This is a genomic window from Rhizobium sp. P40RR-XXII (assembly GCF_012641405.1).
Classification (GTDB): Bacteria; Pseudomonadota; Alphaproteobacteria; order Rhizobiales; family Rhizobiaceae; genus Rhizobium.
In genome coordinates, this window is the sequence record NZ_JABAII010000003.1 from 1 (window position 1) to 12,488 (window position 12,488).

Annotated in this window: 13 protein-coding genes; 1 reads left to right on the forward strand and 12 read right to left on the reverse strand. The window is 61.3% G+C overall.

The features are described from left to right. Positions 1 to 307: hypothetical protein (locus HGP16_RS33750; RefSeq protein ID WP_246705498.1), on the forward strand; the 307-nt coding region annotated here is incomplete at its 5' end. A gap of 6 nt (positions 308 to 313) precedes the next feature. On the opposite strand, the gene HGP16_RS06430 is transcribed toward HGP16_RS33750, so the two are convergent. From HGP16_RS06430 to HGP16_RS06485, 12 genes are all read right to left on the reverse strand, one after another. Then, a complete protein-coding gene (locus HGP16_RS06430; protein ID WP_168839188.1) occupies positions 314 to 1,678 on the reverse strand; it encodes an amidase in 1,365 nt (454 codons plus the stop codon). Continuing rightward, a complete protein-coding gene (locus tag HGP16_RS06435) occupies positions 1,675 to 2,913 on the reverse strand; it encodes a PotD/PotF family extracellular solute-binding protein (protein ID WP_168839189.1) in 1,239 nt (412 codons plus the stop codon). The genes HGP16_RS06430 and HGP16_RS06435 overlap by 4 nt, the downstream gene beginning before the upstream one ends. Before the next feature lie 16 nt (positions 2,914 to 2,929). Then, positions 2,930 to 3,985 carry a GTP-binding protein gene (locus tag HGP16_RS06440; RefSeq protein WP_168839190.1) on the reverse strand — a complete coding sequence of 352 codons (1,056 nt, stop codon included), beginning with the start codon at positions 3,983 to 3,985 and terminating at the stop codon, positions 2,930 to 2,932. Continuing rightward, positions 3,975 to 4,307: a hypothetical protein gene (locus HGP16_RS06445; RefSeq protein ID WP_168839191.1), complete on the reverse strand. Its 333-nt coding sequence runs from the start codon at positions 4,305 to 4,307 to the stop codon at positions 3,975 to 3,977. Before HGP16_RS06445 ends, HGP16_RS06440 begins: the two co-directional genes overlap by 11 nt. 50 nt (positions 4,308 to 4,357) lie before the next feature. Further along, on the reverse strand, positions 4,358 to 5,239 hold the full coding sequence (locus tag HGP16_RS06450) for a polysaccharide deacetylase family protein (RefSeq protein WP_168839192.1): 882 nt from the start codon (positions 5,237 to 5,239) through the stop codon (positions 4,358 to 4,360). A 33-nt stretch (positions 5,240 to 5,272) separates the two neighbouring features. After that, the gene (locus HGP16_RS06455; RefSeq protein ID WP_168839193.1) at positions 5,273 to 6,376 is read right to left on the reverse strand and encodes an ABC transporter ATP-binding protein; all 1,104 of its coding nucleotides are present in this window, start codon (positions 6,374 to 6,376) and stop codon (positions 5,273 to 5,275) included. A gap of 78 nt (positions 6,377 to 6,454) precedes the next feature. After that, positions 6,455 to 7,687, reverse strand: coding sequence for a PotD/PotF family extracellular solute-binding protein (locus tag HGP16_RS06460; RefSeq protein WP_168839194.1), 1,233 nt, complete (start codon positions 7,685 to 7,687; stop codon positions 6,455 to 6,457). 99 nt (positions 7,688 to 7,786) lie between these two features. Further along, a complete protein-coding gene (locus tag HGP16_RS06465) occupies positions 7,787 to 8,554 on the reverse strand; it encodes an SDR family NAD(P)-dependent oxidoreductase (RefSeq protein ID WP_168839195.1) in 768 nt (255 codons plus the stop codon). Between the two features lie 13 nt (positions 8,555 to 8,567). Then, complete coding sequence (locus tag HGP16_RS06470; protein WP_168839196.1) at positions 8,568 to 9,320, reverse strand: SDR family NAD(P)-dependent oxidoreductase; 753 nt, start codon at positions 9,318 to 9,320, stop codon at positions 8,568 to 8,570. After that, positions 9,320 to 10,165: an ABC transporter permease gene (locus tag HGP16_RS06475; protein WP_113350768.1), complete on the reverse strand. Its 846-nt coding sequence runs from the start codon at positions 10,163 to 10,165 to the stop codon at positions 9,320 to 9,322. Before HGP16_RS06475 ends, HGP16_RS06470 begins: the two co-directional genes overlap by 1 nt. Positions 10,166 to 10,167: 2 nt before the next feature. Beyond that, entirely contained in the window at positions 10,168 to 11,067 is a 900-nt protein-coding gene (locus tag HGP16_RS06480) for an ABC transporter permease (protein ID WP_168839197.1), read from the reverse strand. A gap of 66 nt (positions 11,068 to 11,133) precedes the next feature. Beyond that, positions 11,134 to 12,204, reverse strand: a complete 1,071-nt coding sequence (locus HGP16_RS06485; RefSeq protein ID WP_168839636.1) for an ABC transporter ATP-binding protein — start codon at positions 12,202 to 12,204, stop codon at positions 11,134 to 11,136. Positions 12,205 to 12,488: the final 284 nt, after the last annotated feature.

Here is a 12,488-nt window from a genome sequence, read left to right on the forward strand (position 1 = left end):
CTTCCACTTCGAAACACACGAGGGAGCGATCGCAAGTGCTGCTGCGATCGATCGTATCGTTTCTCCGGCATTCAAGCGCGCCATCGCCCGTTCGCGAAGATCTTCGGAATATGGTTGGGTCATCCCTGCCGACCGTCCTTTCCCGGTAGGAACAGAGAATCATATCTCAGCTGATTTGCGAACCTGCGATTCTGAGAAATCGAAGCGTGCTCTAGAGCAATTCCAGGTAAAGTGCGCAGCGGTTTTCCGTCAGGAATTGCGAGAAAACAAAGAGATAGAGCGGCTCTGCGATTCCGTGAAAAGCTGAACCGCTCTAGCCCGCAATGATCTCTTCGAGCGCCTTCGCTACCCCCAGCAGCCGTTCATCCCGGTTCTTCGGGGCCGACAGCAGGAAGCCGACGGGCATGCCGGCATCGCCCGTGCCGCAAGGCAGGGATACGCCGCACCAATCAAGGAAGTTGCCGATCAAGGTATTGCGCAGCGTCCTGCCATTGACCTTCGCGAACAGCTCGTCATCGGCTTCCAGCGGCGCGAGCGCGGGCGCAACATGGGCGACCGTCGGATAGGCGATGAATTCGTTCGGCCCAAGCGACGCGTCGGCCTCCCTGATCAACTGCTCGCGTACCTTGAGCGTGTCCAGGTAACCGACCAAAGTGATGTTCTCGCCCAGGCGCGTGCGCGCCACGACACGCCGATCCATCATTTCCGCCTCCGGTCCCGCCAGCCGGCAGTGATGCAAGGCGAAAGCCTCGGCTGTTGCCAGCGGCCCATTCTTAGCCATCAGGTCAAACAGCTTTTCGAAGGCAGGAAAAGCCGCCCGCCGTATCCTGACGCCGGCGGCACTCAAGCGCGCAAGCGCCGCCTCGAAAGCCGCAACGACACCATCCTCGGCATTGTCCATGACGACGTTCGTCGGCACGACGATGGAAAGCCCGGCGGGATAGGCAGGCTCGACCTCGGGCACGAAACGGCCGCGCATCGCGGCATCGACCCAGATGGCATCCTGAACGCTGCGGCACAAAGGCCCAAGCGAGTCGAGGCTGCTTGCCAGCGGAAAGACGCCGGCCATGCTGTAACGGCCGCGGCTTGCCTTGTAGCCGACAAGACCGTTGAAGGCTGAGGGTATGCGCACCGAGCCACCGGTATCGGTGCCGATCGAGACCGGCGCGAGACCCGCCGCGACGGCGACGGCGGAACCGGAAGACGAACCGCCCGGAATGCGCTCGACGTCAGAAGCCAGCGGATTGAGCGGCGTGCCGTAATGCGGATTGAGGCCGAGGCCGGAAAAGGCGAATTCGCTCATATTGACCCGGCCGACGGCAATCATGCCCGCCGCCTTCAACGCCTTGACGACATCGGCATCGTCCTGCGAAGGCTCGGCATCCCTAAGTACGACCGATCCGGCCGTCGTCGGCAGGCCAGCGATGGCGAAGAGATCCTTCCAGGCGACCGGAATGCCCTCCAGCAACCCGCGCGAACGCCCCTCGCGCAACCGTCTCGACGAAGCAGCCGCCTCCTCTTTCGCACGCCCCTCCAGCAGCCGCGTGAAGATCGCCTGATCCTTATGGGTCCGGATCGCATCAAGGCTTTCCTCGATCAGCGCGACCGGATCGAGGCTGCCGGACTGGATCAGCACCGACAATTGCGCGATCGACTTGCCGAGATGTGTCTGTGTCATTGACCCTGCTCTCCCCTGCCGCCGACAAGCTGCATCCAGCGGCGCACCAGATAATTGTGCTCATCCATTGTCGTATTCCAGACGGCAATGCAATTGGCGCGCTGCCAATAGGAGCCGCCGCTACGCGCCGAGCCGTTTCTGATCCGTGTCTGCCCATCCGGGCCGGGCAGGTCCTCGGTCGCGGCGGCGCCCTCGTACCAATAATCCCATTCCGCCTGCGTCATGAACTGACGCGAGCGTTGCGGCGTCGAAATGTAATAGCCCTGCCGCGCGACGACGGCGCCCGGCCATCCTGATATCCACCAGTTCAGATAGTCATAGGCGACATCAAGGAGGCGGCCACTTAGATGTTTCGAAAGACACAAGCCGCCATGCCAGGCTCGGTAGCCTTCCGCGGGGACGGCCTGCTCGACCGGCACACCCCTGGAATTCAGGATACCGATGCCGGGTGACCACATGCTCTGAACGCTAGTCTCGCCGGCGATCATCAGCCGCGCTGCATCCTCGGCGGTTTTCCAGAAATCTCTGAAGAAGCCGGCCTTCTTGCGTTCCTCCAGGAGATCGATCAGCTGATCGATCTCCTGAATGGACATGTTGCCGATATCGTCGAACGACATGAGACCGGCAGCCTGTGCGCCCAGCGCAGCATCGAAGATGCCGATCGCAGGCTCGTCCACCAGCGCCACTCTGCCCGCCCAGCGTTCATCGAAAAGCGCGCCCCAGGAATGCATGCCGACGCCATTCGGTGCCAGATCGGTGCGATAGGCGAAGCTGTCGAAATTATGTGTGGTCGGCAGCATGGAGATGAAGCGCGATGGCGTGTCGCCGAGGGCGAGGTTGGGCTGAACGAAGAGCTTGCGCGCCGGCACGTCGCCAAGCCCCATTCTGGGGTTGGGGCCGATATGGCCGGTCTTCGTCAGATCGTTGACCTCGTCCCAAAGCACTATGCGCTGGGTGTCCACCGGTTGGATCGCGCGCCAATGCCAGACGATATCGAGATTATGAAAGCATTGATCGTAGATATCGTAGGTTTCCGGCTCGCGCGCCGCCTTGTACTGCGTCGTCAGGAAGTCGTTGTTGTCGAATGTCACATCGATGCCGAGATCTTCCTGCGCGCGCAGGCGCAGCTCCTCCAGCAGCGAGATCGCGGTGCCGAGAACACGCAAGCGCGGACGTCCCGCCAGATGCAATGCGGGAGCGGATAGGTTTCTTGCAACGGATTGGTGCTTGTTCATATACGGACCGGTTGTCTCATTGCGCCGCGGCTGTCAAAGAGGGTGCAGCGGACGGCATGCACGCCAGTGTGAAGGCTTCGAAAGACCGTTTCAATAGAGCGCCATCGAGCCCATCCAGAATAAAGACCAGACGCGACGTACGATCTTTCGAAGGCCACCTGTCCATATGCACCGGTGTGTGAACCAGATGCTGGACGCCATGGACGGCGACCGGACGCTCTTCGCCGCTGAGATTGAGTATGCCTTTCACGCGCAGCACGCGATCGCCATGCCGATTGAGCAGCATGGTTAGCCAGAGCCCGAAAGCCGTCCAGTCGACGGGCTGGTCGACGCGGAACGAAATCGAGGAAATGGCGGCCTGATGCGGCGTGCCATCCGATAAGACGAGCTGCATCGGCTCTTCGCAGTAGAAGCCGCTGTGCGACAGACTGCCGCTTGACGAGAAACCGTCTCGGACGGCGACGAGCGGGGAGAGATCGAGATCCGGGTCGGCCGCTGTCAGGATCGGGGCGTCAGGATTGAGCGTTCGAAGGCGAGCCCGAAGGGCCTGTCCCTCGCAGCCTGCTTCAAGATCGGTCTTGGTCACAATCAAACGGTCCGCGACCGCGGCCTGCCTGTTCGATTCGATATAGGTGTCGAGCTGATGCAGCCCGTTTACCGCATCGACCGTCGTGATCACGTTGCCGGCGCAGAAGTGATGCCGGAGCACGGGATCGGCCTTGATGGTCGACAGTACCGGGAAAGGATCGGCAAGACCCGTGCTTTCTATGATGACGCGCCGGAACGGCGGCACCAGCCCACGCTCGCGACGGGAATAGAGTTCCTTGAGCGCGGCGGCAAGTTCGCCGCGCACCGTACAGCAAACGCATCCGGAGCGCAGCAACACCATCTCGCCGTCGACGCTTTCGACGAGATCGTGGTCAAGCCCGATCTCGCCGAATTCATTGATGAGCACCGCCGTATCGGCAAAGGCGGGATCCGCCAGGATGCGCTTGAGCAGCGTCGTCTTGCCGGAGCCGAGAAAGCCCGTCAAAAGGTTGATCGGCAGAAAGCCGCTCGCTTCAATCGACATGCCGTGCCTCCATCCTGGCGATGAAAGTAACGTCGAGCGGATCGCAGGACCGGCCGACGAGCCTTTCGGCCGCCGGCCAGAGATGACCGAGATCCTCGATGATCTCGCTCCTGCCCGTTCGCGTCGACAGCACGAAGGATGCACCCTGCCAGTCGGACAGGACAAGGCCGAAGCCCGAGAGCATCGCGTTGGCTGCACGCACCCGCTCGGCACGCTCGCGCCGCCGGTCGGGGCTGGCGTGGTTGCGTGTGAAGACGCCCGGTCGTGCCGCGGCATCCGTCCAGTGCTCATTGCCGCCGAGCACGCCGCACAGTGAACACATGGCAATCATCTCCTTCCGAATTGATGCTCCTCGTGCCCCAGCCTAGCCGGCTATTTCTTGCGCGGAAAGCGCGCGGCGAAATCGTCGGCGATCTCGTTCATCGTCACGAACTTCACGCCGGGATGCCTGATCATGTGCGCATAGAGCCGCTCGAGCATCATCAGCACCTGCGGGCGGCCGGCGACATCGGGATGGATGGTGATCGGGAAGACGGCATAATCCATCTCGCGATAGACCCAGTCGAACTGATCACGCCACATCTGCTCGATGTGATGCGGATTGACGAAGCCATGGCTGTTCGGGGATTTCTTGATGAACATCATCGGCGGCAGATCGTCGAGATACCAGGATGCCGGAATTTCGATCAGATCGGTCTCCTGGCCGCGCTTCAGCGGCACCATCCAGTCCGACGGCTTGCGCGAATAGTCGATCTTCGTCCAGCTGTCGCCGACACGCACATAATAGGGCGTGAAGTCATTATGCATCAGCGAGTGATCGTACTTGATGCCGCGCTCCAAAAGCAGCTCGTTGGTCACATTGGAGAATTCCCACCACGGCGCGACATAGCCGGTCGGACGCTTGCCTGAGAGCTTGGTCACCAGCTCGATGCACTTGTCGAGGATCTCGGTCTCCTGCTCGCGCGTCATGGCGATCGGATTTTCGTGGCTGTAACCGTGGATGCCGATTTCATGGCCCGCATCGGCCACGGCCTGCATCTGCTCCGGGAAGGTCTCGATCGAGTGGCCGGGAATGAACCATGTCGTCTTGATGCCGAAACGCTCGAACAGCTTCACCAGCCGCAAGCTGCCGACTTCGCCGGCAAAGAGCCCTCTCGAGATATCATCGGGCGAATCCTCGCCGCCGTAAGAGCCGAGCCAGCCGGCCACGGCATCGACGTCGACACCAAAACTGCACAAGATTTCCTTTGCCATGGAATGACCTCCTTCAATTTAAGTTTTCTGTAATCAGTGAGCCGGGATGACGGTCGCGTCGGCCGGATCCCAGCTAAGCATGACCTCGGCGCCTATCGGAAAGGCGCCGGGCCGGTATTTGTCGACATGCGCTTCAAGGGCCAGGCCTCGGCCGTCGGGCAGGCTGATGCCGATCTGCGAGATGTGGCCGACCACGTCGAAACGCTCGACACGTGCGCCGACCACATTGCCGCCAAAGGCTCCGGCGAGATTCTCGCGCACCGGTCCGCCTGCAGCGTGAACTTCGATCGCCTCCGAAGGGATGACGATATTGACCTTGCTGGAAAGGCCGCCATTGGCACGGCCCGACAACATGCCAAACGCGGTCGAGACGAATATGCTCTCGGCCTCAGTGCCGGCGACCTCGCCCTCGAAGAGGGTATTGCGGCCGATGAACTGCGCCACGAAAGGCGTATTGGGGCGCGTATAGAGCTGATGCGGCGGGCTGATCTGCTCCACCCTGCCCTGGTTCATGACGACGATGCGGTCGGACAGCGCCAGCGCCTCGGACTGGGCATGCGTAACGAACACGAAGGTCACGCCGAGCTTCTTCTGCAGCAATTTGAGCTCGTTCTGGATCGCCTTGCGCAGATTGGCGTCGAGCGCGCCCAGCGGCTCGTCCAGAAGCAGCACATCCGGCTCGACCACCAGCCCGCGGGCAAGCGCTATGCGCTGACGCTGGCCACCGGAAAGCTTGTCCGGCTTGCGCTCGGCAATGTCCTCCAGCCCAAGTGTCGCGAGGATACGATCGACCCGCGCATCCCGCTCGGCCTTCGCCATGCCCTTGACCTCAAGACCATATCCGACATTCCGCCGGACGGTCATATGTGGAAACAGCGCATAGTTCTGGAAGATCATCGATGTCGGCCGCTTCTGCGGCCGCACGTCGTTCATGCGCTCGCCCTTGATCATCATGTCGCCGGAGGAAATGCTTTCGAAGCCGGCGATCATGCGAAGCGTCGTCGTTTTACCGCAGCCCGATGGGCCAAGGAAGGCGATGAACTCGCCCTTCCTGATCGAAAGATTGAAGTCGATGACGGCGGGCGTGCCATTGTCATAGACCTTGCCGACATCGATAAGTTCCAAATCATATATCATGAGAGATCTCCGGGCGTGGACGAGGAGGCGGACATCGCCTCCCCGCGCGGCATAGGATGGCCGGCAGCAGCCATCGGATCAGGCATTGAGGAATTCATCCCATTTCTGAACGAGATGGTCGTATTCATCCGGCCACTGGTGCCAGTAGGCAACGTTCTTGGCGCGCTCCGCCAGCGAGCCGCCATCGCGCAGGTCCCCTTCCTTGATGCCGCGCTCAGAGGCGCCGACCCATGGCTTGCCCTCGTACCAGAAGGCATATTTGTCCGGCGCCATGACCTTCTGGATATTTGTCGACGGCGAATAATAGCCCTGCTCGGAAACCGTGATGCCGGGCTCGCCGGAGAGCCAGTAATCGGCATAGGCGATCACGGCTTCCTTGTTCGGCGTGCCGGCGATCATCGACGGGCCGATCGCCCAGCCGCGATAACCTTCCTTCGGCACGGCATATTTGCACGCCTTGCCCTGGGCCTTGACCGCCATGACGGCCGGCTGCCAGGCATCGCAAACGACCATTTCGCCCGATGCCATCAAGTTGACCAGTTCGCCGAAATCGCCCCACAGCGCGCGGAACTGCCCATCCTTCTTCTTGGAAACCAGGAACTTGGCCGCTTCGTCGATTTCGGCCGTGCTCGGATTGCCGGGATTCTTGACGTTCGACAGCCCCAGCGTGTTCATCGCCATGATCGCCTGGCCGAAAGCGATCAGAGGGTCGGTGTTGAGGCCGGACTTGCCCTTGAACTTGGGATCGAAAATCGCCGACCACGTATTGGCTTCCTCGGCCGACAGCACGTCCGGATTGTAGCCAATGGAATCGTAGTTATAGACGGCCGGCACCATGTTCAGCGTGGTCTTGGCATCATCGGCCCAGATCTGGCCGACGATCTGCTGCTTAGGCCCCCATTTGTCGGAGGGCGTGGTAAAGGTATCGCGGATATTGGCCCAGTTCTTCAGGGAAGCGGCCGGAACCGGCTCGACATTGTTGGTCATGACGATCGACGGCAGGCGCTCGCCGATGATCTCCCAGCAATCGTAATCCTTGGAACCGGAAAGGATCTTGGTCTGCGCGTCCGGAAAGGTCGCCGCCGTGCCGGAGGTTTGCCCGACGCCGCTCACCTTGCGGAATTCGTCGAGGATACGTTCCTGGACGGTGACCGATAGGCCGATGGTGCGCAGTTGCTCCTTGGCGAGATTGGCAGCCTGAGCGTAGACCGCCCGCGACGACAGGAAGGGCGTGCCGCCGCCGATCGCCAGCGCCATGACGCCGGCCGAACGCTTCAACAAAGAGCGTCTGTTCAATTCCATTTTGGACATCTTATGTTCTCCAGTGCTGATTGCTGTTCCCTGAGCCCTTGGTTGGGCCTGCTTCATTGCTTTATCGCCCTGTGCCCGGCCATTGCCGGCCGATGACGATCAGTACCGCCCCACAAGGAGGCCACCATCCACGACCAGAACCTGGCCGGTCATGTATCTCGCGCCGTTTGACGCGAGGAATGCGATCACGTCGGCGATGTCTTCCGGCTCACCCAGCCGGCCCATCGGAATGAATTCGGCGGCCTTTTCCGCGCCTGCGGGGCCGAGCGAATTCTCTTCCGAAAGAAGTTGGGCCGTGCGGATATAGCCCGGCGCAATGCCGTTGACCCTGATGCCATCCTTCGCCAGTTCGACGGCGAGCCCGCGCACCAGTCCGACGACACCGGATTTCGCCGCCGAATAATGGACATGCTCGTCCCAACCATAGGCGACGCCCATGATCGAGGAGAGCGCAACAATGCTTCCGGATCTGCGGGCGCGCATCCCGGGTACGGTAGCACGCACCAGCTTGAAGATGCCCTTCAGATCGACATCCATGGTCAGGTCCCACTTGTCATCGGTGAGCTTGTCGAGGGGCGTGCGATGGGCGATACCGGCATTGGCGACGATGACGTCGATCTTGCCGAAGCGCGCTTCGACATCGGCGACGAGCTGGTTCGCGGCCTCCGTCGAGCGCACGTCGTAACGGTGAAACTCTGCCGAGCCGCCGGCGGCGAGAATGTCGCGAACCGTCTGCTCGCCTTCCCTTTCGAGAATGTCGGTGACGACGACATGATCGCCGAGCGCGGCAAAAGCTTCCGCGGCCGCCTGGCCGATGCCGATGCCCGCGCCTGTGACGATGACCACCCGCTTTTCTAAACTGTCCATCTGCTTGTCTCCCTCAGAGCATCACATCGCCGGAATTCGGCCCGAGCGTCTGGCCGACGAAAAGGCTCGCGGCCGGCGACGCCAGGAACGCCACGGTCGCGGCCACCTCTTCCGGTTCGCCAAAGCGGCCAAGCGGCAATTCGCGCTTCTTGCGTTCGCGCCATTCCTCGGAAAGACCGAGCACCAGCGGCGTATTGATCGGTCCCGGCGCCACGGCATTGACGCGCACGCCGCGACTTGAGACCTCGCGGGCAAGCGCCTTGGTCATGCCGATGATCGCGGCCTTGGCGCCGGAATAATGAACCAGCTCGATGCCGCCGATCTGGCCGAGCTGGGAGGCGACGTTGACGACGACGCCCTCGCCGCGTTGAAGCATTGCCGGCATGACAGCCTTGGTCATCAGGAAGGTGCCGCGCACGTGCACGGCGAACATCCGGTCGAAATCCTCAAGCTCGAGGTTTTCGAATGCTGCCTGATGCGCAATGCCGGCATTGTTGACGAGAAGGGCGACGTCGCCGTGCGAGGCCTTGGCAGCCGCATGGATCGCCGCCACATCCTCCGGCCGCGCCACATCACCGGCGACCGCGGCCGCCGCTCGGCCCGCGTTGATAATTTCCGAGGCAACAGACTTGGCGCGCTCACCCGAGAGGTCATTGACCAGAACCGCATAGCCGTCGGCGGCAAGGCGCAGCGCAATGGCACGGCCGATACCGGAGCCGGCGCCGGTGACAATGGCGGAGATCGGGGCAGAAGTCTTCTCAGCCATCATGCGTCCTCCTGAATGCGGACGCGCTTAGCGCGCCTGACCGACAGGCCCATCAGGATCGCGTAGGTGCCGAGAAGCGCGAAGGAGAAGAGCGTGGTCAGCACCCCGAAGGCAAAGACGTTCGGATGCACCTCGACGGAGAAGGTGCCATAGATGGCCAGAGGCAGTGTCAGTTCTCGGCCGGAAGCAAACAGGGTGCGTGAGAACTCGTCATAGGAGAGCGTGAAAGCGAAGAGCATGGCCGAAAGCACGCCCGGAAAGATCAGCGGGAACGTGACCTTGCGGAAGGTACGCGCCGGCGTGACGCCGAGCGACCAGGAGGCCTCCTCCATGCTCGGATCGAACCTGTTGAAGATGGCAAGCATGACGAGGAAGGCGAAGGGGAAGGTGTAGACGACATGCAGGACGAAGGCGGTGCTCCACCAGTGCCGGTCGATGCCGAAGGCGTTGGCGACAAGCGCCATGCCGAGACCGACGAGCACGCCCGGCACCATCATGCCGAGAACGATCAGATAGAAGGCCACGCCCGAACCGCGGAACTTGCGGCGAAAGGCCTGAGCGGACATGACGCCGAGCACAGTCGAGACGATCATGGTCATCAGCGCCAGAAAGAGCGAGCGGATCAGCGCCTGGTCGATCGGCAGCGGCGCGATGCGCGACGGCGGCGTCAGGCCAAAGAGATGCCGATACCAATAGGTCGACCATTCGATGATCGGGAATTGCGGACCACCCTCCGGACCGGTCTGGAACGACAGGATCGCCAGGACCGCGAGCGGGCCGTAGAGGAAGATCAGAAAGAGGGTCGTGTACACACCCAGGCCGAGCTTGATGCCACCAGCATTCATGATCAGAGCTCCTTTCTGAGGTCGACGACCTTGAGCAGGGCTGCGACAACAGCACCCATGATGATCGTGAGCACAACGCCGGCGACCGCGGCAAAGGCCCATTTCAGCGAGCCGACCTGGGTGACGATGATATTGCCGAGCAGATTGACCTTGCGGCCGGACAGGGCAGCAGACGTTGCGAATTCACCAAGAACCATGACGGAGACGAAGATTGCGCCGACCACCACGCCCGGCATGGAAAGCGGCAGGATGATCGTGCGGAAGATGCGCCAGAAGCCCGCGCCGAGATCCTGGGCCGCCTCGATGACCGAAGCGTCGATGCGGCCCATCATGAAGGCGATCGGCCCGACCATGAAGACGCAGTAGATCTGCGTCATGCCGATGATGACGGACAGCTCGGAAAACAGCAGTACCTCGATCGGCTGCCGAATAACGCCCAGATTCATCAGGATCATGTTGATAGCGCCCTCGGTGCCGAGCATCGGCCGCCAGGCAAGCACGCGGATCAGGAAGGAGGTCCAGAACGGGATGACGCAGAGTACGAGCAACACGGTCTGCAGCGTCTTGTTCTTGATGAGCAGCCCGACGAAGAGTGCTGCCGGATAGCCGACGACAAGCGTCGATACCAGCACCAGCAACCAGATGCGGATCGTCGTCCAGAGCGCACCGAGATAGGTGGCGCTCGTCAGGAAGGTGATCCAACTCTGCAACGTCAGCGTCGGTTCGATCTTGAAGGTCGTCTGCGTCCAGAAGGAAACATAGACCATCATCAGCATCGGCAGGACGAGGAAGGCGACCATCCAGATCATGCCCGGCGCCAGAAGCCAGAATGTCTTGGCCGATCTCCGGCGCACGGCCGCGTCTTCCTGGACGGCTTCCTCGCTTGTCGCAACCATGGTCATTTCTCGCTCTCCTTGGAGGGGCCGGGGAAAGGTTTCGAAGGGCTCACATCAGCCGAATACCCCACATCAACCGAAGACAAGGGCATCCTCCTTCTTCCAGACGAGCGCATAGCGATCCTTTTCGACAAAGGCCGGCGGGCGGGCATGGCTCAGATGGGACTCGACTTCGAAGACGTGGCCGTCATCGAGCGCAAAGAAGGAATTGACTGCCGCTCCGGAATATTCGCTGGCGATGAAATCACCCTCGATGCGGACCTCGTCATTCGAGAGCGCCGCATCGCGGGTGCGGATCGAAATACGGTCGTAGCGGATCGCGTAAGCCGGCTGCGGCGCCTTCCTGCGCGACCCATTCAGGGGAAAGCGGCCTGCCTGTCCGACGAACGTATCCTCGACGACATTGCCGGCAAAGAGATTGTAGCAATTGAGAAAGCGGGCGACAGCCGCGGTGGCGGGACGATTATAGATGACATCCGAGGCGGCGGCCTGCGCGATGCGGCCGTGATCGAGCACGAGCACCAGATCTCCCATTGCCAGGGCTTCGCTCTCGCTGCCAGTGACGTGCAGGAAGGTCACGCCGCAGCGCTCGCGGATGATCTTGAGTTCGCTTCGCATGCGACCACGCAGATTGGCATCGAGCGCGCCGAGCGGCTCGTCCAGCAGCACCATCTTCGGCTCCGTCACCAGAGTGCGCGCCAGGGCGACGCGCTGCCGCTGGCCGCCCGAGATCTGCGTGACGGCACGATCGTCAAACCCCTTGAGGCCGACCAGCGACAGCATGTCCTGAACCCTCTTTGCCAAGGCACGGGCATCCGTTACGGGATCGACCTTGCGGTTGCGCAGGCCGAAGGCGACGTTTTCGGCGACGGAAAGATGTGGGAACAGAGCGAAATTCTGAAAGACGAAACCGATGCCGCGATCATGCGGCTCGACGCCGTCAAGACGCTTGCCATGAAAGAGGATCGAGCCGGTATCCGGCTCCTCGAAGCCGGCAATGACGCGCAGCAGCGTCGTCTTGCCGGAGCCGCTCGGCCCGAGCAGCGAGATATAGGCATTGTCGGGCAGAGAGAAATCTATCCTGTCCAGCGCCGCTGACGCATAGGACTTGGTGACTTGGCTGAGCTGAAGAACGGTCGACACCGATTTCCCACCAGTTTCAAGGCAAGGACCATCCTTCAGGCAAAGCGCCGCTACAGCCGAGATCGCATCGATCCGGACACCAGACGTCGGTCTGCGTTCGCGCATGATTACATGCGCGTCAAAGAGATGTTCCTTGGCGTTTCAAAGAGTTCCACCTACGGCGCTTCTGACGAGCGCCTTCATGATGAGAGCATTGCATAAATGATTTTTGTATTCAATAGGCTTTTTTTGAGAAGTCGATTTGAAAATGACAAATGATCGTGAGGCGCTTAACGATAAGATTG